Raw genomic sequence first — 23,826 nt, 5'->3', positions numbered from 1 at the left:
ATCGAGCAAGTGGGGCGCGCGTGAGCGCGGGAAAGCGAGAGGCGGAGGGGGATGGCGCGCGAGCCGGGCGACGGATTCTCAGCCGGACTGTCCTGCCGCGCTTCCGGTCCTGCGGCGCAGCACCGGCCGCTGCCGGGCCACCGGCTCCAGACGGCGTGCCATGCCTTCGACGGTCGGTTCGTCGAAGAAGGAGCGGACCGGCAGTTCCAGGCCGAGGGCCTGGCGCACGTGGTCGATGAGCCGTGTCACCAGCAGGGAGTGCCCGCCGATCTCGAAGAAGTTGTCGGTGACGCCGACCCGCGACCGGCCCAGCAGTTCGGCCGTGATCCGGCACAGCTCCCGCTCGCGCCCGGTCCGCGGTGGTCGGCCCGCGACCGCCGACGACTCGGCCGGCGCGGGCAGCGCGAGCCGGTCGACCTTGCCGTTGGGGTTGACCGGCAGCCCGTCCAGGACCACCAGCGCCGCCGGCACCATGTACCCCGGCAGCCGCTCGGCGAGGTAGGCCCGCACGGACGCGGGGTCGACGGTCCGCCCCTGCCGGGGGACCACGTACCCGATCAACCGCTTGCCCCCGTGCTCGGCGTCGACGGCCGTCACCACGGCCTGGGCCACCGACGGCGCCTGCCGCAGGGCCTCCTCCACCTCTGCGGGCTCGATGCGGAAGCCACGGATCTTGACCTGGAAGTCGTTGCGACCCAGGTACTCCAGCTGTCCGTCCGCCCGCCAGCGGGCCAGGTCGCCGGTGCGGTACATCCGGCTGCCGGGCGGCCCGAAGGGGTCGGGGACGAACCGCTGAGCCGTCTCGGCGGGCCGGTCGAGGTAGCCGCGGGCCACGGCGGCTCCCGCGACACACACCTCCCCCGGCACGCCGAGCGGCACCGGGCGCAGTGCGTCGTCGACGAGGTGGATCCGCGTGTTCCAGATAGGGCCGCCGATGGACACCTGCGCGGGCTGCCCGCAGACCGGCCGGTCAACGGTGTACCCGGTGGCGGCGTGGGTCTCGGTGGGCCCGTAGTAGTTGTGCAGCCGCCGCCCCGGTACGGCGTCGAAGAAGGCGCGCACCGCGTCGCTGAGCACCAGAGCCTCACCACCCTGGGCCACGTGCCGCAGCCGGGGCAGGGTGAGGCCCAGCCGCAGCGCCTCCTGGCACAGCAGCTCGATCAGGGCGGTCGGGGCGAACAGCTCGGTGACCCGCTGCCGGTCCAGCCACCGGGCCAGGTCGGCGGGGCTGCGCCGGACGTCCTCGGCGGGCACCGCCAGCGTCTTGCCACTGGTGCCGGCCGACAGGATCTCCTGAGCGGCCGGGTCGAAGCTCAGCGAGGCGAACTGGGCGGTCACGGAGTCCGCTTCGGCCGGCATCACCTCGGCGTGCCAGGCCAGCAGGTTGACGATCGGGGCGGCCGGCATGACGACGCCCTTGGGACGGCCCGTCGAGCCGGAGGTGTAGATGACGTACAGGGGATGCTCGGGACGCAGCGGGGCCGGGCGGTCGGCGTCGGTGAGGTCCGCGGAGTCGAGGCCGGCGATCCGCTCGCCGAGCTCCGGGTCGTCCACGCACAGCGGGGCCACGCCGGCCGGGAGCCGCTCGGCGGTGTGCACGCTGGTCAGCACCAGCAGCGGGGTGGCGTCCTCCAGCATGGCCCGGACCCGGGCTGCGGGGTAGTCGAGGTCCACCGGCAGATAGGCGGCGCCCGCCTTCAGTACGGCCCACAGGGCCACCACCACGTCCGGCGAGCGCGGCAGGGCCAGCGCGACGACCTTCTCGGGGCCCGCCCCAAGCCGCAACAGGTACCGGGCGAGCCGGTTGGCCCGGGCGTTCAGCTCGGCGAACGTCAGCGTGCCGGTGCTGTGGACGACCGCGGCGCGGTCCGGCGTACGGGCCACCTGGGCCTCGAAGAGTTCGGGCAGCGAGGCGCTCGGGACGGGACGCTCGGTGGCGTTCCAGGCCTCGATACGGGCCCGCTCGGCCGGGGAGCGCACGTCCAGCCGACTGAGCGGCAGGTCGGGGTCGGCGAGCGCCTGTTCCAGGGTGGCGACCAGATATCCGGCGATGCGCTCGACGGTGTCCCGGTCGAAGAGGTCGGTGGCGTACTCCACGAAGCCGCGGGTACCGCCCGCTCGGGGCGTGCTGGGCGGGGTGAGGTTGAACACCAGGTCGAAGCGGGCGACGCCGAGCCGGGAGGGTTCCTCGGTGGCCTCGAGACCGGGCAGGCCGACCGGCACCCTGGTGTTGTTCTCGAAGACCAGCATGACCTGGAACAGCGGGTGGTGGGACGGGTCCCGGCGCGGGTTCAGGGCCTCGACCAGGACGTCGAACGGCAGGTCCTGGTGGGCGAACGCCTGGAAGGCGAAGGCGCGGACACGGGCGAGCAGTTCCCGGAAACTGGGATCGCCGGAGGTGTCGGCGCGCAGCACGAGGGTGTTGGCGAAGAACCCGACCAGGTCGTCGAGGTCCTCGTGGGCGCGGCCGGCGACCGGGGTGCCGACGGGGATGTCGTGCCCGGCGCCCAGGCGGGTCAGCGTGGCCGCCAGGGCCGCCTGGACGACCATGAACGCGCTGGCGCCGGCCTCGGTGGCCAACCGGTCCACGGCGGCGGTGAGTTCCGGACCGAGCGTGAAGTCGACCGTGTCGCCGCGGTAGCCGGAGCGGGCCGGGCGGGGCCGGTCCGTGGGCAGGGCGAGCTGGTCCGGCAGGCCGGCGAGGGCCTCCCTCCAGAAGGCGAGCTGCCGCGACGTGAGACTGTCCGCGTCGTCCGCGTCGCCGAGCAGTTCGCGCTGCCAGAGGGTGAAGTCCCGGTACTGCACGGTGAGCGGCGCGAGCTCGGCCGGCTCCTGCCGCTCATGGGCGGCGTAGGCGGCGCCCAGATCGCGCGCGAGGGGGGCCAGCGACCAGCCGTCGCAGGCGATGTGGTGGACGACGAGCAGCAGGACGTGCTCGTCCTCGGCGAGGCGGACCAGTCGCGCCCGCAGCGGCGGGTCGGTGCGCAGGTCGAAACCGCGACGCTCGAACCGGGCCTGCTCCTCGGCGAGACGGCCCGGGTCCAGCCGGACCGGGTCGAGCGCGGGGCAGGCCTCGGCGGTCTCCAGCACGACCTGCCGCGGCTCGCCGCCGGTCTCCGGGAAGACCGTACGCAGCGCCTCGTGCCGTTCCACCACGTCCGCCAGGGCCGCCGACAGCGCGTCGGGGTCCAGGCGGCCGCGCAGGCGCAGCGGCAGCGGAATGTTGTAGGCGGCCGAGCCGCGGTCGAGCCGGTTGAGGAACCACAGCCGGCGCTGTGCCGGGGAGAGCGGTACGGCGCCGTCACCCGCCCGGCGTACCAGAGCCGGGGCGGGCGTGCCGCCGACGGTGAGCCGGGGGGCGAGCAGTGCCACCGTGGGCGCCTCGAAGACCTCCCGCACGCTCAGCTCGTAGCCCAGGCGGGTGCGGACCCGCCAGACCAGCCGCATGGCGAGCAGCGAGTTGCCGCCGACCGCGAAGAAGTCGGTGTCGACGCCGACCTCCGGCAGCTGGAGCACCTCGGCGAACAGGGCGCACAGCGCCTGCTCCGGCTCGGTGCGCGGTGTCCGCCCCGTCGCCGGGCCGGGCACCACCTCAACGGCGGCCAGGGCCTTCCGGTCGATCTTTCCGTTGGCGGTCGTGGGGAGGTCGTCGACGACCATGACGACGTCGGGCACCAGATAGGCGGGGAGCCTTTCGGCGGCGTAACGCTTCAGCTCCCGCGCCCAGTCGTGCGGTGGGACGGAGTCATGGGCCGCTCGGGAGGGACCGGCGGACGGTGGGTGAGACACGTGGTGATCCCCTGGGATGTGGTGGGCCCGCGGTGGCGCGGGGCGGACGTACGGGTCCGTGGTCAGGCCACGATCTCGACGGGCAGCGACGTGAATCCGAGGATGAAGTTGGAGTGCAGCCGGACCGGGTCGCCCGCGGTGCGGAACTCCAGCCCGCTGTCGAGCAGCGCGGAGAACGCCTCGGTCAGCTCCGCGGTGCCGGCCGGGGCGCCGATGCACCGGTGGATGCCGCTGCCGAAGGACAGATGCCGGTTGGGGCTGCGGGTGATGTCGAACCGGTCCGGGTCCGGGAACTGGTCGGCGTCCCGGTTCGCGGAGACGTTCCAGAGGGTCACGACGTCCCCCCGGGCGATGTCCACGCCGCGGATCCGGGTGTCGCGCACCGCGACCCGCTGCACGTAGGCGTTGGTGGAGCTCCAGCGCAGGATCTCCTCCAGCGCCGAGGGCAACAGCCCCGGCTCGGCGCGCAGCCGCCGCCAGGTCTCGGGGTGCTCCAGCAGCGCCAGGATCCCGGCGCAGGTCGTGTACGAGGAGGTCTCGTTGCCGCCGACGGCGATGTTCATGCAGTTGTACAGGATCTGCTCGTCGTCCAGGGGCCGGCCGTTGAGCTCGGCACGCAGCAGCATGCCGATGGCGTCGTCGCGTTCGGGCTGGTCGCGGCGGTCTTCCAGCAGTTCGGCGAAGTACTCGAAGATCTCGCTCTGGGCGTAGGCCAGCCGGATGCGTTCGTCGCCGCTCAGGTCGGACAGGACGGGATCGCGGTAGCCGACCATGCGCCGGGTGAGGCCGACGATGTGACGGGCGTCGTCGTGTTCGACACCGAACAGCGCCATCAGCGCTCCGATCGGCAGCAGCGGGGCGAAGTCGAGCGCGATGTCGCAGCCGCCCGCCGCGCGCATCCGCTCCACACCGTCCCGGACCAGTCGGCGGACCTGGTCCGTGACGCGCTGGACCATGGCAGGGCCGAACGGGGGGTGGAGGGCCCGCCGCAGCAGGCGGTGCCGGGGCGGGTCGGAGGCGACGAGCATGTCCCCGGAGGCGGTGTCGCCGCCGGTGCGGAAGGAGCCGCCCAGGATGGCCCCGTGCGCGGAGCTGAAGGTGTCGTGGTCGCGATAGGCGGCCAGTACGTCCTCGTACCGGGTGAGCGCCCAGAACCAGGAGCCGTCGGCGGACGGGTTGCGGTACACCGGCGCCTCGGCCCGCAGCCGGCGGAACGCTTCATGGTGCCGGCCGGCGGCGAACAGTGCGACGTCGGTCAGGTCGACGGAGGTGGGGGCGGGCATCGTCACACCGCCGCCTGAAGCCGGGGTTCCAGCGTGCGGGCGATGTCCCGCAGCACCGTGTGCTGGAGGATGTCGCTGAACTCCAGCAGGACGCCGGTCTCCCGCTTGACCTTCTGGCGGACCCGGAAGGCCAGCATGGAGTTGCCGCCCAGGGCGAAGAAGTCGTCGTTGGCGCCCACCTTCTCCACGGCGAGCAGTTCGGACCAGATGGCGGCCAGGAGGCGCTCGCTGCGGGTGGCGGGCGGCTGGTGGCCGCGGCTGCGGGCCGACTCGGCCTCGAGGATCTCCAGGAGCGCGGCACGGTCGCGCTTGCCGTTGTCGGTGGCGGGGATCTTCGGCAGGATCATGATCTTGCTGGGGACCATGTGGTCCGGCAGGGTGTGCTCGGCGAACGCCCGTACGGCGTCCGGCAGCAGCGGGCCGCGCCGTTCGACGAAGGCGGCCAGGATGCGGTCCTGGTCGTCCCCTACGGGGACCACCGCGACCTCGCGCACCTGGGGGTGCCGGGCCAGCAGCCGCTCGACCTCGCCGGGCTCGACCCGGTAGCCGCGGATCTTGACCTGGTGGTCGGCGCGGCCGACGAACTCCAGCTGGCCGTCCGGGCGTCGACGCACCAGGTCGCCGGTGGCGTACATGCGGGTGCCGTCCGCCTGGAAGGGGTCCGGAAGGAACTTCGCGGCCGTCAGCGCCGGGTCCCCGTGGTAACCGCGGGCCACCCCGTGTCCGCCGACGAAGAGCTGACCGGTCTCGCCGGCCTCCACCGGGTTCAACGCGTCGTCCAGCACGTACAGATGGGCACCGGCGACGGCCTGCCCGATGGGGACGCCGTCCGCGTCCTCGGCCAGCTCGCGCACCTCGAAGGCGGAGCACGCGGTCGTAGCCTCGGTGGGGCCGTACAGGTTGAACAGCCGGCCGGCGAATTCGCCGGCCAGCAGCTCACGGCAGGTGTCGGCCAGGATGGCGTCCCCGCCGGTGTGCAGGATCCGCAGCGGTGCGAACGCGTCCCGGTCCTCCCGCACCACGTGGTTGACGGCCATGGTCGGTACGAGCATCACCGTCACGCGCAGCCGGCGCAGCGTGCGCTGGAGATCGGAGGCGAGCAGATCCGGCAGGGCCGGCAGCACGACGATTTCGGCACCCTGCGCGAGGGAGCACCAGGTCTCGAAGTGGAAGGCGTCGAAGGACAGGCTGGATATCTGGCCGACCCGGTCCTCGCCGGTCAGCTCGGGAAGCGCCGGGTTGCGGGCGAAGCCGACGATCCCGCGGTGCTCCAGCACGGTCGCCTTGGGCCGGCCGGAGGAACCGGAGGTGAACAGGACACAGGCCGCGTTGCGGGGCCCTACGGTCACGTTCGGCCGGGGCACCCGGACCGCCGGCTCGAACTCCACAAGGGGCAGGACGTGCTCCGCCGGGATCTCGGCGGCCCATGCGGGCTCCGCCAGCACCACCCGGGCGCCGCTGCCCTTGATCATCATGTCGCGCCGGGCACGGGGGTAGCGCGGGTCGATGGCCACGTAGGCGCCGCCCGCCTTCAGGACGCCGAGCAGGGCGGCGAAGACGCCGACCCCGCGCCGGAGGCTGAGTGCCACCCGGTCCTCGCGACGTACGCCGGCCTCGGTCAGGGCATGGGCCACGGCGTCGGAATAGGCGTCGAGCTGGGCGTAGGTCAGCGCGGCCGCGGTGTCCCGCACCGCCGGCGCGTCGGGGTGCCGCGCCGCGGCCTGGGCCCAGAGCTCGGTGAGGGTGCTGGCCGTCGGCGCCACCGGCTTGCTGTGCGTCATTGCGCTCCTTCCTCGGGGTGTGCGTGCGCGGGCCGGGGGCCGCTGAGGGTCTCCAGCACGTGACGGCGGGTCGTGGCGTCGGTCAGCAGGTCCTCGCGCGCCGTGTCGACACGCACCGAACGGGTGCTGCGGGCGCCTGGCCACGCGGAGATCTCGGGCTGCTGCCGGGACAGGAAGTTGACGACCGAGCCGCCCCAGGCCGGGTGGCCGGTGCGGTAAGCCGCCACCAGGTAGGCCAGCCAGTCGAGGAAGCCGTCGACCAGCGGGGCCAGCTCCTCGTCGCCGTCTTCCTCGCCGTCCTCCCCGGGCTCGGCCTGTTCCGCCATCGAGCGTCGGATCGTCTGTGTCAGATGGCGTTCGGCATGGCCGAGGAACCTCTGCGAGGGCTCCCGCAGCAGCGCGCTGTCCCACCAGGACGGCAGCGCCGCCGACGCGCCGACCGAGATGAGGAGTTTGCGGTATTCCACCTCGACGGCCTGAGGCGTGGACGGCTCCCCGTCGAACAGCAGCACCCGGGGACATCCGGTAAGGACGGCGGCCTCCTGGGCGAGCGGGGCGGCCATGCAGTACCCCAGAACCGCGTGCACCTCGCCGAGGGAGCGGGCGGCGGCGTCGAGGGCCTGCCGCGCGTAGGCCGCCGCGGAGGCGGCCCGGGGCAGCGGCGGGGTCATGAGCTGACGGACGTCGTATCCGGCGTCCGCCAGCCGCAGGTCCGACACCCGGGCCTCCGGGCGGCGCCCGGGATAGTCGAAGACCAGCAGCACCGGCGCGCTCATGCCGCGCCTCCGGCGACCGGCGCCAGGCAGCGGCGCAGTTCGGCGATGACGGCCCCCGGCGACTCCTGAACGAAGAAATGGGAACCAGGCAACACGCGGACGTGGGCCGCGGCCGTCGTCTCGGCGCTCCAAGGCAGCGGCTCAAGGGTGTCCTCACGGCCGTACAGCGCCCAGATGTCGCAGGACAGGCGGGTGGCCGGAGCCCGGTAGGTGGCGAGCAGTTCGACGTCGGCGGCGAGGACGGGTGCGGTGAGCTCGACCAGCTCGGCCAGCAGCCCGGGGTCCATCGGCGACAGGACTTGCAGCATCCCGGCCACCTCGCGCCGCAGCTCGTCGTGGTCGAGGCGGCTGCCGTCGTCCAGCGAGGCGCGGGCCGCGGGAGGCGGGCAAGCGGCCACGACCAGGGCATCGGCCGGAATCCGCTGGGCCACCAGCTGGGCCAGCAGTCCGCCCATGCTGTGGCCGAACAGCACCAAGGGGGCACCGGCGCCGTCCGCTCGGCGGGCGCGCAGTTCGGCGGCCATGTCGTCGGCGAGGCGGGCCATGTCCTTGGCGAAGGGCTGCCCGTAGCTCGTCTCGCGGCCGGGCGGACAGGCCACGGCGAAGCGCCAGTCGGCCGGTAGGGCCTCGCGCCAGCCCCGGTAGCCGGCGGACCCGGACCCGGCACACGGGAAGGCGACCAGGTCCACAGCTGTTTCCCGGTCCCCGGCGGATGTCTCGGCCGGGCGGGACAGGAGATTCTCGAACACGGTCATCGGGCCTTCTGCAGCGGTTGCACCCGGGCCGCCAAGGCCTTCGCGGAAGGGGCGAGGAAAAGGTCCTGAATCGAAAGGATCATCCCCCTCTTCCGCAGGTCCGCCGTGCACAGTGCCGCCAGGAAGGACGATCCGCCGTGGTGGAAGAAATCGTCGTCCGGGCCGATCTCAGCTGAGTCGAGGCGCCGCTGGAAAACCTCCGTGATCTGCGAAATCAACTCTTCGATCCTGATCTCGGAATCATTTCCGACCGCTCGCGATCCGGGCTGATTTTCAGCAGGTCGAGACAAGGGAACCCCTATGGAAAAAGGACTCGGATGGTGCCGTCAACGGCACCCTGTCCATGGAGATCGACTGGTGGATATGGCACGCAGAAAGCCGCGGAGAAAAAGCAGTGCCCAAAGATTTATCGACCGCTGGGTTTTTCGTCAACGATGGTGATCAACTGCTGTCGACCGGGGGCTGCCGTTCGACGGCAGCTGACCGGCGGGCGGGCAGCGTCGGTCGATGCTCGATTCGGTACGGGCGACGCGGACCCGGTTCCGGGCGACACGGGCTCCGTACGGGCGCTCAACTGCCCACCGCGTGCAGTCGAGCGGTCCCCGGTGTGCCGCTCAGCTCTCCCGCGAAGTCCTGGCAGATCTGGGCGCAGTCCAGCAGCACCTCGGCAAGCCGGGGCCGGCAGTGCCAGGGCAGGGCCGCGGCGATGCTCTCGCGGTCACGTGCGAACACCCCGCACACGCTGAGCATGCGCAGCAGCGAGCGCCCCTCCTCGCTCTGCCGCAGGGACGGGTCCCGTTGCAGCTCGTGCACCGCCCGGACCAGCTCGTCCACCTCCCTTGGCTGCCGCTCGGGAACCACCGAGACGAGGGGCTGCGGTACCGTCGTGCGCTCCCGGCCCCCACCCCAGCAGCCCGCCGGGACGACGCTCTCGCCGCGGCGCATCCGGTCACGCACATCTGCGACGGTCGCCGCCGAGATGCCGGCCTCACGGGCGATCCGCCGCATCGACGCACCCGGGTTCCGTTCCAGCAGCAGCCGGGCCCGCTCGCGCCCCGCGGCCGCGTCCACCGGACGTGCCCGCCCGTCCTTGCCCACGCGGCGGCCGCCCCGCGCACCCGCGCCGTCCCGGCGCAGCGCGGCCACCTTCGTGGCGGACAGTCCCGCCAGAGTGGCCACCGCGCGGTCCGACCAGTGTGGGTGTGCCACGAAGATCCGCAACGCGGCGGCGGTCCGGTCCTCCAGGGTCAGGGGACGTCCGTGCGTGATGTTCAGGGCGACCGCGAGGAGGGCCGCCTCCTGCTCACTGCCGTCGAAGAACCGCACCGCGACGGTTGTCCGCCCCTTGTGCGTCGCGGCGCGAAGCCGGGCGATCCCGTCGATGACCCGCATCGTCGCGCGGTGCACGACCAGCGGGGGCAACGAGTCCTCCACCTCGGCCAGGATCTGCACGTGGGCCGGGTCCTCGCCCGCCAGTCGCGGGCTGTCCCCGACCACCAGGTGGGCGACGTGCACCTGGTTCACGGACGGGGCCGCAAGGACCTCGTCGCGCAGCCGCAACAGCCGCTGGGCGTCCACGGCCTCGCCGGGCGGAAGATGACCGGAATGCATGCCCTCTGCTCCTGTGAGCCGCGAGCGGGTCCCGGACCCGGTCACTGCCATCCCGAGTCACCGGCAGGGATCAGCACGTGCGCGGTGCCGCCGTTCGCCGTCACCGCACCGCCGGTCGGCGCCTCGGGGCCCTGAGCGGCGAGACCGAAGAGAAGCGCGGCAGCGATGCCCGCGAGTGATGCGGCGAGCGCGTTGACGAAGCGCATGGTGTTCCTCCTTGACGCCGTTCCTTGATCCATCGCCGACGATTCTGAACGGCCTCACAGCCTTCGCAGAAGAGGAATTCCGCGGGCAGAGTGGCCATGGCCGAACTGGCCACAAGGGTTCACCGCAGGCGGTCGCGGCCGCTGTTCAGAAGGGGCGCGCGTCCTCCGCGGCAAGTCCGATCCGGTAGGTGCGGATGCTGACGATGGTCCAGTTCTCCCACCTCTCCCGCGCCACCGCGGCCTGCCATGCGCGTGTCGCCACGACGGCGGCGTCGGTGGCCGACCGGGCGCGCGTGTACAGCGCGAGGACGGGACAAGGCCCGGTGTCGGGGTGAACAGTGGCGTGCTCGACGCCGTCCGCCTGAGCGACGGCGTGTGCCACCGCGGCCGTCAGTGGAGCGCCACTGGAATGGTTCAACTCGGTATGCACCAAATACATAAGAGCCTGGGCCTTGGGTTGTGTAGAGGGCGTTTCCTACGCAGATAACGCTCCGCAGCCGCCTTCCTTCCCGCAGGTCAGGGGGCTTGTGACCCGTCGTTAGACTGACGTGAGGCTCACCGGCTCAGCGGATATCGACCACTATTCCGCTGAACCGACCTGCCGGGAAACTGCTCAATGGGGGAGGGGTCTTCTATGTCAGGCCACCTGGGTCTCGATCCCGCCGTGGAGGCTGTTTACCGCGCCATGCTGGCGCATCCGGACGACAGCGTCGTGGAAACGGCCGAGCGGCTTTCGATGCCGGTCGAAACGGTGCGTGGGGCACTGGACACCCTGTCAGAACTGACCCTGGTGCGCGTCAGCGAGGACAGCGGTTCGTCACCGCGCGCCGTCAGCCCACCGCTCGCCATGCAGATACTGCTGGCGCGTCAGGAAGCGGAGATCGCCGCACAGCGCCAGCGTCTGGAGGCGACCCGAGCAGCCGCCGCCGAACTCATCGCCGACTACGCGTATCTCCAAGACCTGGCACCTGGGCTGGGCCTCCAGTACATCGAAAGCGTGGAGGCCATCCGGGATCACCTGGAGATGCTCAACAGCCAGGTCCGGAAGGAGTTCCTTACGTTCGCTCCGGGCGGCCCGCAGACTCCGGCGAACATGAAGGCGTCCCAACCGCTGAACCTGCTCCTGCTCGAGCGCGGAGTGCAGATGAGGACAGTGTATGTCGACAGCATCCGCAAGGATGCCGCGACGATGCATCACGCCCGTTGGCTGGAGGAGCGCGGAGCCCGTGTCCGCACGGTCCCCAGCCTCCCGAACCGCATGATCGTCATTGACCGGCGCGTGGCGCTGGTCGCCGCCGACGCCGAGGACACCGCGGCCGGCGCCTACATCGTCAGCGGTCCCGGTCTGCTCACCATGCTGGTCCGACTGTTCGAGTACGTGTGGGCGGACGCGTCCCCGCTGGGCGAGCCCCCTCGGCCGTCCCCGACCGGGCTGACCCGCACCCAGGAGGAGGCGCTGCGTCTCATGGCCCAGGGCCGCACCGACGAGAGCATCGCCAAGAGCCTGGGCGTGTCCGTGCGTACCGCCCGCCGACTGGTCGGCACCGTGATCACCAGTCTGGACGCGCGCAGCCGCTTCCAGGCCGGGGTACGCGCCGTGCAGCGGGGTTACCTGTCCCAGAACGAGGAGTGAGGCCGCGCAACCGCGCGCGACGAGCACTTGAGCTCGTCGTCCCCCGCCCGGGCCGGGCACTGCTCGCCTCTCTCGCCCCGACTGGGCGGTCCACACCGCCCGAAGAGTGAGACAGCTCACTGTCCGTGAACCACTGAAGATCCACAACCAGGGATTCCGTCTGCCGGGCGGCCCACCAGCCGCCCGGCAGTCATGCGTGTAAGCAACATCACACCCGGTCGATCTGCTCACACACAGCGAAACGGGCTCATCGTGATCACGATGAGCCCGTTTCTTCGGTTCGCAGGAGCACTACGTCGGCGCTCCTAGTGCGCGAGGGGGGAGTTGAACCCCCACGCCCTTGCGGGCACTGGAACCTGAATCCAGCGCGTCTGCCTATTCCGCCACCCGCGCATTGGGTGTGTCTTCCGGCTCCGTTCCTTTCGGCCCGGCGCCTTCCGACACGCAGAACATTAGCACGCTGTCCGGGGTGGATTCACATCCGTTCCCGGCACCCCCCGGCGGCCCCCCCGCGCACCCCGTCTCCGCACCCTGGCCGCGCCGCACTCCGACGACAGGCCGTTGCCGTCACGTATCAACCTCGTACCGGTCCGGGCCGTCTGCCCAGGAGCCGGGCGGAGTCCACACTCCGGTGCGGGACACTTGTTTGCGACCGCCTCTACGATCCTTGGCAGGAGTTCGAAGGGGGGCTCCGAAGGGAACCTCGCAGGCGTCGGCACCCGTTCGACACTCGTCGGCACCCGCCGGTCCCGGCCGGCACCCGCCGGCACCGGATCGGCACAGCCGCCCGCCGGCGCAGGTCGACACCCGTCGACCGCGCTGACAGGGGGAACCAGCCGATTCACGGGCGCGTGGATACGATCAGTAAGCAGTACCGGGTAAGCAGTACAACAGGGCAGTAGACAGAACAGCAGGCACGGCAGCAGGCACGGCGACACGCACGGCAGCAGCACGGCGAACGCACGGCAACACGCACGGCAGTACGCAGACGGCAACGACGGAGGAGGTGCCCCATGGGAGTCCTGAAGCGTTTCGAGCAGCGTCTCGAAGGTCTGGTCAACGGCACCTTCGCCAAGGTCTTCAAGTCCGAGGTGCAGCCCGTGGAGATCGCGGGCGCGCTGCAGCGCGAGTGCGACAACAACGCCACCATCTGGAACCGCGACCGCACCGTCGTCCCCAACGACTTCATCGTCGAGCTGAGCGCCCCCGACTTCGAGCGGCTGAGCCCGTACTCGGGGCAGCTCGGCGACGAGCTGGCCGGCATGGTCCGCGACTACGCCAAGCAGCAGCGCTACACCTTCATGGGCGCGATCAAGGTCCACCTGGAGAAGGCCGACGACCTCGACACCGGCCTGTACCGGGTGCGCAGCCGTACGCTCGCCTCCTCCAGCAGCCAGCAGCAGGCGCCCGCCTCCGCACCGCCCGCCGGCCGCCCCGGCGGCTACGGCTACCCGCCGGCCGCCCCCACGGGCGCGCCCCCCATGCCCGCCGCACCGCCGCCCGGCGCCCGCCCGGGTGGCTACGGCTACCCGCCGGCCGCGGCCGGCCAGCGTCCTCCCGCCACGCCGGTGGCCGACGGACGCACCCGCTACTGGATCGAGATCAACGGCACCCGCCATCAGATCTCCCGCCCGACGCTCGTGCTGGGCCGCAGCACCGAAGCCGACGTGCGGATCGACGACCCCGGCGTGAGCCGCAGGCACTGCGAGATCCGGACCGGAACGCCCTCGACGATCCAGGATCTCGGCTCCACCAACGGCATCGTGGTGGACGGGCAGCACACCACCCGCGCTACGCTCCGCGACGGCTCGCGGATCGTCGTGGGCAGCACCACCGTTATCTATAGGCAAGCCGAAGGGTGATCCGGGGGCAATGTCAGAGCTGACCCTCACGGTCATGCGGCTGGGTTTCCTGGCCGTACTGTGGCTGTTCGTGATCGTGGCCGTGCAGGTCATCCGCAGCGACCTGTTCGGTACGCGCGTCACCCAGCGCGGACCCCGGCGGGAGGCCGCGCGGCCGCAGCAGGCCGCGCGTCAGGCGCCCCCGCAACAGCGCCAGCAGCCCGCGGGCGGCCGGGCGCGCCGTAACGCTCCCACCAAACTGGTCGTGACCGAGGGGACCCTCACCGGTACCACCGTCGCGCTGCAGGGCCAGACCATCACCCTGGGCCGGGCGCACGACAGCACGATCGTGCTGGACGACGACTATGCCTCCAGCAGGCACGCCAGGATCTACCCGGACCGGGACGGCCAGTGGATCGTCGAGGACCTCGGCTCCACCAACGGCACGTACCTCGACCGGACCCGCCTCACGACTCCCACGCCGATCCCGCTGGGTGCGCCGATCCGCATCGGCAAGACCGTCATCGAGCTGCGGAAGTAGTGCCACGTCATGAATGAGCGCGAGCGGAGCGAGCACGCAGCGGCGGTCCACACCCGGGGCCCCGGCGCGCTCCCGACCGGAGGGTGGGCAGTGTGGCTCGACACGATCGGCTGTACCCGGAGCCGACGGGCGAGGTGCGCATGAGTCTGTCACTGCGCTTCGCCGCCGGTTCGCACAAGGGCATGATCCGCGAGGGCAACGAGGACTCGGGTTACGCGGGTCCGCGGCTGCTCGCGATCGCCGACGGCATGGGCGGCGCCGCCGCCGGCGAGGTGGCCTCCTCGGAGGCGATCTCCACGATCGTCGCCCTCGACGACGACATCCCGGGCTCCGACGTGCTCACCTCGCTCGGCGCGGCCGTACAGCGGGCCAACGAGCAGCTGCGGCAGATGGTCGAGGAGGACCCGTCGCTGGAGGGCATGGGCACCACGCTCACCGCCCTGCTGTGGACCGGCCAGCGGCTCGGCCTGGTCCACGTCGGCGACTCGCGCGCCTACCTGCTGCGCGACGGCGTCCTCTCCCAGATCACCCAGGACCACACGTGGGTGCAGCGCCTCGTCGACGAGGGCCGGATCACCGAGGAAGAGGCCACCACCCACCCGCAGCGCTCCCTGCTGATGCGCGCCCTCGGCAGCGGCGACCACGTGGAGCCGGACCTGTCGATCCGCGAGGTGCGGGCCGGCGACCGCTATCTGATCTGCTCCGACGGGCTGTCCGGGGTCGTCTCCCACCAGACGATGGAGGACACCCTCGCCAGCTACCAGGGTCCGCAGGAGACCGTGCAGGAGCTGATCCAGCTCGCGCTGCGCGGCGGCGGCCCCGACAACATCACGGTGATCGTCGCCGACGTCCTGGACCTGGACACCGGCGACACCCTCGCCGGGCAGCTGTCGGACACGCCGGTGGTGGTCGGCGCGGTCGCCGAGAACCAGCACCAGCTGTCCGACAACGGCATCATGCAGACCCCCGCCGGCCGCGCCTCCGGCCTCGGCCGGCAGGCACCCGGACAGGGCGGCGGCGGCGAGTTCGGCCCGCCCGGCTCCGGCGACGTCACCGGGTTCATCCCGACCGGCGGCTTCGGCGAGTACGACGAGAGCGACTTCACCAAGCCCCGCAAGGGCCGCCGGTGGCTCAAACGCTCCTTCTACAGCGTCCTCGCGCTGGCCGTGGTCGGCGGCGGCCTCTACGGCGGCTACCGGTGGACCCAGACCCAGTACTACGTCGGCACCAACGGCGAGCACGTCGCCCTGTACCGCGGCATCAACCAGGACCTGGCCTGGGTGTCGCTGTCCGAGGTGGAGAAGGACCACCCGGAGATCGAACTCAAGTACCTGCCTCCCTACCAGCGGAAGCTGGTCGAGGCGACGATCGCCGAGGGCGACCTGAAGAACGCCCAGGCGAAGATCGACGAGCTGGCCGTGCAGGCCTCCGCGTGCCGCAAGCAGGCGGAGCGGCAGGCCGCGGAAGCCGCGGAACGCGAGAACAACGCGCGGACCGGTGAGGGCGAGGCCGGCGGCGTCACGGGAACCACCCGCACCTCCGTCACGTCCAAGGCGTCGCCGAGCCCCTCGGTGTCCCCGAACCCGTCCGCGTCCGCGAGCCCGACCGCCACTCCCCGGCCCGGCCCCAGCCTCTCGGAGGAAGAGCAGAAGGTCGTCTCGATGTGCGGTAAGCAGTAGGCAAGCCGTGAGAGGCCCTGTCAGATCATGAGCAGTACTACGAACACGCCGACGCACCACACGTCCACGATCGGCTCCATCGGCACCCCGAGCCGCCGCAACACCGAGCTGGCACTGCTGGTGTTCGCGGTGGTCATCCCCGTTTTCGCGTACGCCAACGTCGGGCTCGCGATCAACGAGGAGGTGCCGTCCGGGCTGCTGAGCTACGGACTGGGTCTCGGCCTGCTGGCCGGCATCGCCCATCTCGTCGTACGCAAGTTCGCGCCGTACGCGGATCCGCTGATGCTGCCGCTGGCGACCTTGCTGAACGGGCTCGGGCTGGTCGCCATCTGGCGGCTGGACCAGTCGGAGCTGCTGCGGTCGATCGGGCAGGCGGGCTCCGCCGCGCCCCGGCAGCTGATGTACACGGCGATGGGCATGGCGCTGTTCGTCGTGGTGCTGATCTTCCTCAAGGACCACCGCGTTCTGCAGCGCTACACGTACATCTCCATGGTCGGTGCGCTGGTGCTGCTGCTGCTGCCGCTGGTGCCGGGCCTCGGCAAGAACCTGTACGGCGCGAAGATCTGGATTTCGATCGCCGGGTTCACCATCCAGCCCGGTGAGTTCGCGAAGATCGTGCTCGCGGTGTTCTTCGCCGGCTACCTGATGGTCAAGCGGGACGCGCTGGCACTCGCCAGCCGCCGTTTCATGGGCCTGTACCTGCCGCGCGGCCGTGACCTCGGACCGATCCTCGTCGTCTGGGCGATCTCGATCCTCATCCTGGTCTTCGAGACCGACCTCGGTACGTCGCTGCTGTTCTTCGGCATGTTCGTGATCATGCTGTACGTCGCCACCGAGCGGACCAGCTGGATCGTCTTCGGTCTGCTGATGTCCGCGGTCGGCGCCGTCGGCGTGGCGAGCTTCGAGCACCACATCCAGCAGCGTGTCGACGCCTGGCTCGACCCGATGCGCGAGTACATGCTCTCCCGCCAGGGCGTCGAGGGTCACTCCGAGCAGGCCATGCAGGCCCTGTGGGCGTTCGGCTCCGGCGGCACCCTCGGCACCGGCTGGGGCCAGGGCCACTCCGAGCTGATCCGCTTCGCCGCCAACTCCGACTTCATCCTCGCCACCTTCGGCGAGGAACTGGGCCTGGCGGGCGTGATGGCGATCCTGCTGGTGTACGCCCTGATCGTGGAGCGCGGGGTGCGCACCGCCCTCGCCGCCCGCGACCCCTTCGGCAAGCTGCTCGCCATCGGCCTGTCCGGCGCCTTCGCGCTGCAGGTGTTCGTCGTCGCGGGCGGCGTCATGGGCCTGATCCCGCTGACCGGTATGACGATGCCCTTCCTGGCGTCCGGCGGGTCGTCCGTCATCGCCAACTGGGCCCTCGTCGGCATCCTCCTGAGGATCAGCGACACCGCCCGCCGACCGGCCCCGTCCCCCGCTCCCAACCCCGACGCCGAGATGACCCAGGTGGTCCGCCCGACATGAACAAGCCCCTGCGACGGATCGCGATCTTCTGCGGGCTGCTCATCCTGACCCTGCTGATCCGCGACAACTGGCTCCAGTACGTCCGAGCGGACGAGCTGGCCACGGACACCGACAACCGCCGGGTCGCCATCGAGCGCTACGCCACGCCGCGCGGCGACATCATCGTCGACGGCAAGGCCATCACCGGCTCGAAGAAGGCCTCCAGCGGGGACTTCGAGTACGTCCGCACCTACAAGAACGGCCCCATGTGGGCGCCCGTCACCGGCTACGCCTCCCAGGCCTTCGGCACCAACCAGCTGGAGAACCTGGAGGACGGCATCCTCACGGGCAACGACGACCGGCTCTTCTTCCGCAACACCCTGGACATGCTCACGGGTGAGAAGAAGGAGGGCGGCAACGTCGTCACCACCCTCAACGCCGCCGCGCAGAAGGCCGCCTACGAGGGCCTGAAGGAGCGCGGCAAGGGTGCCGTCGCCGCGATCGAGCCGTCCACCGGGAAGATCCTGGCGCTGGCGTCGTACCCGTCGTACGACCCGTCGACGATCGCCGGCTACTCGGCCGACGACGAGCGGGCCTGGAACAAGCTCCAGAAGAAGAACAACCCCGACGACCCGATGCTGAACCGGGCCCTGCGCGAGACCTACCCGCCGGGCTCCACCTTCAAGGTCGTCACCGCCGCCGCCGCGCTGGAGAACGGGCTGTACCCGGACCCGGACCAGCCGACCAAGACGCCGCTGCCGTGGACCATGCCCGGCACCACCACCGTGCTGAAGAACGACGGCAACCACCCCTGCGAGAACGCCAGTCTGCGCGTCGCCCTCCAGTGGTCCTGCAACACCGTCTTCGGCAAGATCGGCTCCGACCTCGGCAACGACAAGATGCTGGAGAAGGCCAAGGACTTCGGCTTCACCTCCGAGCACTTCACCCCGGTCCGCGCCAACGCCTCGGTCTTCTCCGAGGACATGGCGCCCTCCGAGGTCGCGCTGTCGTCCATCGGCCAGTTCAACACCGCCGCGACGCCGCTGCAGATGGCCATGGTCGCCTCGGCGGTCGCCAACGACGGCTCGCTGATGAAGCCGTACATGGTGGACAAGCTCCAGGCGCCCAGCCTCGACACCGTCGAGCAGACCGAGCCGGAGAAGCTGAGCCAGCCGCTGTCGGAGGAGAACGCGCAGATCCTCCAGTCGATGATGGAGACCGTCGTCGAGGAGGGCACCGGCACCACCGCGCGGATCCCCGGCGTCAAGGTGGGCGGCAAGACCGGTACCGCCCAGCACGGTGTCGACAACAGCGAGAAGCCGTACGCCTGGTTCATCTCCTACGCCAAGCTCAGCGACGGCAGCTCGCCGGTCGCCGTCGCCGTGGTGGTGGAGGACGAGGACGCCGACCGCGGTGACATCTCCGGTGGCGGCCTCGCGGCGCCGATCGCCAAGAACGTGATGGAGGCGGTCATCGGCAACCGGAAGTGACCCCGCTCACGTCCCCTTCACATCGGTGCACGTTGCGATACCGGTCCTGTATCGGGTGACGGGCTTGGCCAGGTCACAGAAAGCGAGCCGGGTACGGTAGGCCCGGACGGCAGCCTCCGGTCGTACGAGTGGCGACCGGGACCGACGGAGAGGGCTGGTAGGAAGCTATGGAAGAGCCGCGTCGCCTCGGCGGCCGGTACGAGCTGGGCCAGGTGCTCGGCCGCGGTGGCATGGCAGAGGTGTATCTCGCCCATGACACCCGCCTCGGCCGCACCGTGGCGGTGAAGACGCTGCGCGCGGACCTCGCGCGCGACCCGTCCTTCCAGGCCCGGTTCCGCCGGGAGGCCCAGTCGGCCGCCTCGCTCAACCATCCCGCGATCGTCGCGGTCTACGACACGGGCGAGGACTACATCGACGGGGTCTCGATCCCGTACATCGTGATGGAGTACGTCGACGGCTCCACGCTCCGCGAACTGCTGCACTCCGGCCGCAAGCTGCTGCCGGAGCGCGCCATGGAGATGACGATCGGCATCCTCCAGGGCCTGGAGTACGCCCACCGCAACGGCATCGTCCACCGCGACATCAAGCCCGCGAACGTCATGCTGACGCGCAACGGGCAGGTCAAGGTGATGGACTTCGGCATCGCCCGCGCCATGGGCGACTCCGGCATGACGATGACGCAGACCGCGGCCGTCATCGGCACCGCCCAGTACCTCTCCCCGGAGCAGGCCAAGGGCGAGCAGGTGGACGCCCGCTCCGACCTGTACTCCACCGGCTGCCTGCTGTACGAGCTGCTGACGGTCCGCCCGCCGTTCGTCGGCGACTCCCCGGTCGCCGTCGCCTACCAGCACGTACGGGAAGAGGCCCAGCCGCCGTCCGTCTTCGACCCCGAGATCACGCCCGAGATGGACGCGATCGTGCTGAAGGCGCTGGTCAAGGACCCGAACTACCGCTACCAGTCGGCCGACGAGATGCGCGCCGACATCGAGGCGTGCCTCGACGGCGCCCCCGTGGCGGCCACCGCCGCGATGGGATCGGTCGGCTACGGCGGCTACCCGGACGACCAGCCGACCACGGCCTTGCGCTCCACGGACGCCGGCGCGACGTCGATGATGCCGCCGATGAGTCCGGACGACGGCTACGACGACCGACCCGACCGGCGCCGTCAGAGCCAGAAGAAGTCCAGCACCTCCACGGTCCTGCTGGTCGTGGCGGCGGTCCTGGTGCTCGTCGGCGCGATCCTGATCGGCAAGTTCGCCTTCGGCAACGGGGGTGTGGGCAACGACAACGTGTCCGTGCCGAACTTCGTCGGACTGACGGAGGACGACGCGCGGAAACGGGCGGTCAACTCGGACCTGGAGCTGGCCATCGAGTCCAAGCCCTGCGAGGAGCAGCCGAAGGGCAAGGTCTGCGACCAGAACCCGGACCCGCAGACCGAGGTCAAGAAGGGCGAGACGATCACGCTGACCGTCTCCACCGGCGCCCCCAAGGTCGCCGTGCCCAGCGTGATCGGCGACAGCCTGGAAGAGGCCAAGTCGAAGCTGGAGGACGACAAGTACGGCTTCAAGGTGGAGACGGAGGCCAAGGAGTCCCCGGAGGAGCCCGGCACCGTCCTGGAGCAGAACCCGGTCACCGGCCAGGAGGTCCAGAAGGGCTCCACGATCACCCTGACCATCGCCAAGGAAGAGGCGAAGGCCATCGTCCCGTCGGTCACGGGCCAGACCTGTGACGCCGCCCAGCGGCAGATGACGGCCAACAACCTCACCGGCACCTGCTCCGAGGTCCCGACCACCGACCCGAACCAGGACGGCAAGGTCATCGAGACCACGCCGGCGGGGGGCACCTCGGTCGACCCCGGCTCCACGGTGACGATCAAGGTCGGCAAGCTCCAGAAGCAGAAGACCAAGGTCCCGGACGTCCGCAACAAGACGGTCGCCCAGGCCAAGCAGGAACTGGCCGCGGCCGGCTTCACCAACATCCAGTTCGCCGGCGGCAGCGACCAGAGCGACACCGCCCTGGTCATCGACCAGGACCCGGACGGCGGCAACGAGACCGACGACCCGGCCCAGACCACGATCACCCTGACGACCGTGGGCTTCGGCGGAGGCAACAACAACGGCGGCAACGGCAACGGCGGCGGCGGTGGCGGTGGCTTCTTCGGAGGCGGCGACGGCGACTGACCGCGGCGCGACATGAGAAAAAGGCCCGGCAGCCTGTGGCTGCCGGGCCTTCTCCGTCTCGGTCGCTGCCGCCGGTGTCGGCGGGTGTCAGCGGATCTCCTCCGGCGGAGTGCGCTGCGCGTCCACCTTCTCCACCCGGTCCAGTTCGCCCCAGACGATGTAGCGGTAGCGGCTGGTGTAGATCGGGGTGCAGGTGGTGAGGGTGATGTACTTGCCGGCCTTCTTGCGGCCCGACTCCTTGGGGACGGCTTCGAGGACCTTGACGTTGTACTTCGAGGTCTCGGGGAGAGTGGCGTAGACCTTGTAGACGTACCACTTGTCCTTCGTCTCGAAGACGATCGGGTCGCCCTTCTTCAGCTCGTGGATGTTGTGGAACTCGGCGCCGTGCCCGTCGCGGTGGGCGGCGACGCTGAAGTTGCCGTTCTTGCCGCTCATCGGGAGGGTCGCCTTGACGGGGTCGGTGTAGTAGCCGGCGACTCCGTTGTTGAGGATCTCGGCCGAGGTGCCCTTCTTGACCAGGATCTCGTCCTTGTTCATGTCCGGGACGTGCAGGAAGCCGATGCCGTCCTTGGTGTCCAGGGCGCCGGGGCCGCCGCTGCCCTCGTGGGCCCAGGTGTCGCGGACCCTGTCGCTCTCGTGGTCCGCCTTGCGGTCGGCGAGGACGTTCGTCCACCACAGCGAGTAGACGACGAACAGGCCGAGAACCAGACCCGCCGTGATGAGGAGTTCGCCGAAGACGCTGACCGCCATGGCGATCCGGCCGGGGCGACGGCGCCGGGGCGCGGGCTGTGCGGGCTCGGGGGCCGTGGTGTGCTCTTCGGTGTCGTCGGTGGTCGCTGCCACGTTTCATCTGCCCTTAACTGACGAGCGCATCCGGCTTGCCCTTGCTGCGCGGCCGTTCCTCGACCATCTTGCCCCAGACGATCAACCGGTACTTGCTGGTGAACTCCGGCGTGCATGTCGTGAGGGTGATGTACCGGCCGGGGGCCGTGAATCCCGAGTCCTTCGGGACGGGATCGAGCACACTCACGTTGCTCGGCGGGGTCACCGGGAGCATGGACGCCATCTTGTAGACGTAGTAGGTGTCCTGCGTCTCCACGACGATCGGGTCGCCGGGTTCCAGCCGGTTGATGTACCGGAAGGGCTCGCCGTGGGTGTTCCGGTGGCCCGCGAGGCCGAAGTTTCCGGTCTTCGCGTCGGGCATCGGCGTCTTCAGGGCGCCCTCGGCGTAGTGGCCGACCATGCCGCGGTCCAGCACCTTCTTGTTGCTGATGCCCTCGGCGATGGGGACCTTGACGTCCAGCTTGGGGATGTGGAGGAGGGCGAAGCCCTGGCCGGGCTCGAAGGTGCCGGGGTTGCGCCTGCCGCTCGCCCAGTCGTCCTCGAGCTGGCTCGCCTCGCTGCCGGCCTGGGCGTGGGCGCGGACGTTGGTCCACCACAGCTGGTAGGTGACGAACAGCAGCATCAGCACGCCGGTGGTGATGAACAGCTCGCCGATCACGCGGCTGGCGATCACTCCGGGGCCGGGCTTGCGGGCCTTGGCCAGCCGGCGGGCCTCGACCCGGGAGAGGGGGGCCCGCGGCTCGTCGTCGGCCGGGGCAGGCGGCGGCGCCGTCCTGCGGCGGCGCCCGTGGCGGGCCTTGGCGGCCTTCCTGCGGGCCGCACGGCCGCCGGGCGCCGCTCCGGTGGCACCGGCCCCGGACGCGGCCGCCGAGGCCGGTATGGGCTCATCGAGGGGCTCGGGTATGCGCAGCGCCACCGTCTCGTCGTCGAGCGGCGGTTCGGCGGAGAGGGGCGGGTACGGGTCCTCTTCCGTCGGCGGCTGTGACGGGTACGTCGTCTCCGGCGACGATGGCGGTGGCGTCCGTGACGGGTACGACGGCCGGTCGTACCCGTCCCCGAGCGTGCCGGAGCCCTCGTACGGCTGCTGCCCGTACGAGGTGCTCTCGCGCTCGGGGCGCAGTGCGGTCACGCCGTGGCCCTGCCCACCACCGGGGCCAGCCCCGCGGATCTGGCCACCGCGCCCTGGTCGCCGCACTCGGCCAGCCAGTTGGCCAGCATGCGGTGGCCGTGCTCGGTGAGCACCGACTCCGGGTGGAACTGGACGCCCTCGACGGGCAGCTCCCGGTGGCGCAGGCCCATGATGATGCCGTCGTGGGTGCGCGCGGTGACCTCCAGCTCGGCCGGCACGGTCGCCGGCTCGGCCGCCAGGGAGTGGTAGCGGGTCGCCGTGAAGGGGGAGGGCAGGCCGGCGAAGACGCCCTTGCCCTCGTGCTCGACCAGCGAGGTCTTGCCGTGGAGCAACTGGGGCGCGCGGTCGACGACGCCGCCGTACGCCACCTGCATCGACTGCATGCCCAGGCAGACCCCGAAGACGGGGACGCCGGTCGCCGCACAGTGGCGGACCATGTCGACACAGACGCCGGCCTGCTCGGGGGCGCCCGGTCCGGGCGACAGCAGGACGCCGTCGAAGCCGTCCTGGGCGTGCGCGGTCGACACCTCGTCGTTGCGCAGCACCTCGCACCGGGCGCCCAGCTGGTACAGGTACTGGACCAGGTTGAAGACGAAGCTGTCGTAGTTGTCGACGACGAGGATGCGCGCGCTCACTGGTTGTCCACCGTCACATCGTTGAAGGGAAGCAGCGGTTCGGCCCACGGGAAGACGTACTGGAACAGGACGTAGACCACGGCCAGGATCAGGGCCAGGGAGATCAGCGCCTTCACCCACGCGTTGCCCGGCAGATGCCGCCAGATCCAGCCGTACATGCCGTCCCTTCCGTCGTACCACGGCACCAGACTCACGCCGTACGGCACCA

20 protein-coding genes and 1 tRNA gene are annotated in these 23,826 nt (G+C 70.9%); 7 read left to right on the top strand and 14 right to left on the bottom strand.

The features are described 5' to 3' along the window. Window positions 1-78 precede the first annotated feature (78 nt). The 9 genes from AB0K92_RS08565 to AB0K92_RS08525 all read right to left on the bottom strand — a co-directional run bounded on the left by AB0K92_RS08565 (window position 79) and on the right by AB0K92_RS08525 (window position 10,583). Window positions 79-3,789, bottom strand: a complete 3,711-nt coding sequence (locus AB0K92_RS08565; protein WP_365920674.1) for an amino acid adenylation domain-containing protein — start codon at window positions 3,787-3,789, stop codon at window positions 79-81. 62 nt (window positions 3,790-3,851) lie between these two features. Beyond that, a complete protein-coding gene (locus tag AB0K92_RS08560) occupies window positions 3,852-5,072 on the bottom strand; it encodes a cytochrome P450 (RefSeq protein WP_365920672.1) in 1,221 nt (406 codons plus the stop codon). 2 nt (window positions 5,073-5,074) lie between these two features. Next, window positions 5,075-6,853, bottom strand: coding sequence for a non-ribosomal peptide synthetase (locus tag AB0K92_RS08555; RefSeq protein WP_365920670.1), 1,779 nt, complete (start codon window positions 6,851-6,853; stop codon window positions 5,075-5,077). Beyond that, the gene (locus AB0K92_RS08550) at window positions 6,850-7,629 is read right to left on the bottom strand and encodes a hypothetical protein (protein ID WP_365920668.1); all 780 of its coding nucleotides are present in this window, start codon (window positions 7,627-7,629) and stop codon (window positions 6,850-6,852) included. The genes AB0K92_RS08555 and AB0K92_RS08550 overlap by 4 nt, the downstream gene beginning before the upstream one ends. Beyond that, a complete protein-coding gene (locus tag AB0K92_RS08545) occupies window positions 7,626-8,384 on the bottom strand; it encodes an alpha/beta fold hydrolase (protein ID WP_365920666.1) in 759 nt (252 codons plus the stop codon). Before AB0K92_RS08545 ends, AB0K92_RS08550 begins: the two co-directional genes overlap by 4 nt. Further along, window positions 8,381-8,602 (bottom strand): phosphopantetheine-binding protein, encoded by a 222-nt coding sequence (locus tag AB0K92_RS08540; protein WP_365920664.1) that lies wholly within the window; start codon window positions 8,600-8,602, stop codon window positions 8,381-8,383. The genes AB0K92_RS08545 and AB0K92_RS08540 overlap by 4 nt, the downstream gene beginning before the upstream one ends. 352 nt (window positions 8,603-8,954) lie before the next feature. After that, complete coding sequence (locus AB0K92_RS08535; protein WP_365920662.1) at window positions 8,955-9,995, bottom strand: transcriptional regulator; 1,041 nt, start codon at window positions 9,993-9,995, stop codon at window positions 8,955-8,957. Between the two features lie 41 nt (window positions 9,996-10,036). Further along, on the bottom strand, window positions 10,037-10,201 hold the full coding sequence (locus tag AB0K92_RS08530; protein ID WP_365920660.1) for a hypothetical protein: 165 nt from the start codon (window positions 10,199-10,201) through the stop codon (window positions 10,037-10,039). A gap of 145 nt (window positions 10,202-10,346) precedes the next feature. Next, window positions 10,347-10,583 (bottom strand): hypothetical protein, encoded by a 237-nt coding sequence (locus AB0K92_RS08525; protein WP_365920658.1) that lies wholly within the window; start codon window positions 10,581-10,583, stop codon window positions 10,347-10,349. A gap of 252 nt (window positions 10,584-10,835) precedes the next feature. Between AB0K92_RS08525 and AB0K92_RS08520 the strand changes: the two genes are divergently transcribed. After that, entirely contained in the window at window positions 10,836-11,834 is a 999-nt protein-coding gene (locus AB0K92_RS08520) for a LuxR C-terminal-related transcriptional regulator (RefSeq protein ID WP_365920656.1), read from the top strand. 309 nt (window positions 11,835-12,143) lie between these two features. Here the strand turns inward: AB0K92_RS08520 and AB0K92_RS08515 are convergent. Continuing rightward, window positions 12,144-12,227: transfer RNA gene (locus AB0K92_RS08515), tRNA-Leu, on the bottom strand. A gap of 620 nt (window positions 12,228-12,847) precedes the next feature. Between AB0K92_RS08515 and AB0K92_RS08510 the strand changes: the two genes are divergently transcribed. From AB0K92_RS08510 to pknB, 6 genes are all read left to right on the top strand, one after another. After that, on the top strand, window positions 12,848-13,696 hold the full coding sequence (locus AB0K92_RS08510) for a DUF3662 and FHA domain-containing protein (protein WP_365920654.1): 849 nt from the start codon (window positions 12,848-12,850) through the stop codon (window positions 13,694-13,696). Between the two features lie 10 nt (window positions 13,697-13,706). Beyond that, window positions 13,707-14,216, top strand: a complete 510-nt coding sequence (locus AB0K92_RS08505; protein WP_166000507.1) for an FHA domain-containing protein — start codon at window positions 13,707-13,709, stop codon at window positions 14,214-14,216. 140 nt (window positions 14,217-14,356) lie between these two features. Then, window positions 14,357-15,895, top strand: a complete 1,539-nt coding sequence (locus AB0K92_RS08500) for a Stp1/IreP family PP2C-type Ser/Thr phosphatase (RefSeq protein WP_166000505.1) — start codon at window positions 14,357-14,359, stop codon at window positions 15,893-15,895. 27 nt (window positions 15,896-15,922) lie between these two features. Beyond that, window positions 15,923-17,362, top strand: a complete 1,440-nt coding sequence (locus AB0K92_RS08495; protein ID WP_365920651.1) for an FtsW/RodA/SpoVE family cell cycle protein — start codon at window positions 15,923-15,925, stop codon at window positions 17,360-17,362. Then, complete coding sequence (locus tag AB0K92_RS08490) at window positions 17,359-18,831, top strand: penicillin-binding protein 2 (RefSeq protein ID WP_365920649.1); 1,473 nt, start codon at window positions 17,359-17,361, stop codon at window positions 18,829-18,831. The genes AB0K92_RS08495 and AB0K92_RS08490 overlap by 4 nt, the downstream gene beginning before the upstream one ends. A 167-nt stretch (window positions 18,832-18,998) precedes the next feature. Next, the gene (gene pknB, locus AB0K92_RS08485; protein ID WP_365920647.1) at window positions 18,999-21,011 is read left to right on the top strand and encodes a Stk1 family PASTA domain-containing Ser/Thr kinase; all 2,013 of its coding nucleotides are present in this window, start codon (window positions 18,999-19,001) and stop codon (window positions 21,009-21,011) included. Window positions 21,012-21,098: 87 nt separating this feature from the next. Here pknB and AB0K92_RS08480 read toward each other — a convergent pair whose 3' ends face one another. Genes AB0K92_RS08480 through AB0K92_RS08465 form a run of 4 tightly spaced genes read right to left on the bottom strand, consistent with a single transcriptional unit; the run spans window position 21,099 to window position 23,812 of the window. Then, window positions 21,099-21,854: a class E sortase gene (locus AB0K92_RS08480; RefSeq protein ID WP_365920645.1), complete on the bottom strand. Its 756-nt coding sequence runs from the start codon at window positions 21,852-21,854 to the stop codon at window positions 21,099-21,101. Between the two features lie 13 nt (window positions 21,855-21,867). Next, a complete protein-coding gene (locus AB0K92_RS08475) occupies window positions 21,868-22,983 on the bottom strand; it encodes a class E sortase (RefSeq protein WP_365920643.1) in 1,116 nt (371 codons plus the stop codon). After that, window positions 22,980-23,618: an aminodeoxychorismate/anthranilate synthase component II gene (locus AB0K92_RS08470; protein ID WP_365920641.1), complete on the bottom strand. Its 639-nt coding sequence runs from the start codon at window positions 23,616-23,618 to the stop codon at window positions 22,980-22,982. The genes AB0K92_RS08475 and AB0K92_RS08470 overlap by 4 nt, the downstream gene beginning before the upstream one ends. Beyond that, window positions 23,615-23,812, bottom strand: coding sequence for a hypothetical protein (locus AB0K92_RS08465; RefSeq protein ID WP_365920757.1), 198 nt, complete (start codon window positions 23,810-23,812; stop codon window positions 23,615-23,617). Before AB0K92_RS08465 ends, AB0K92_RS08470 begins: the two co-directional genes overlap by 4 nt. Between the last annotated feature and the right edge of the window lie 14 nt (window positions 23,813-23,826).

This window comes from Streptomyces sp. NPDC052687 (genome assembly GCF_040678395.1).
Classification (GTDB): Bacteria; Actinomycetota; Actinomycetes; order Streptomycetales; family Streptomycetaceae; genus Streptomyces.
Note: the sequence above shows the minus strand (reverse complement) of the source record. Positions and strands in the feature narration are given on the sequence as shown.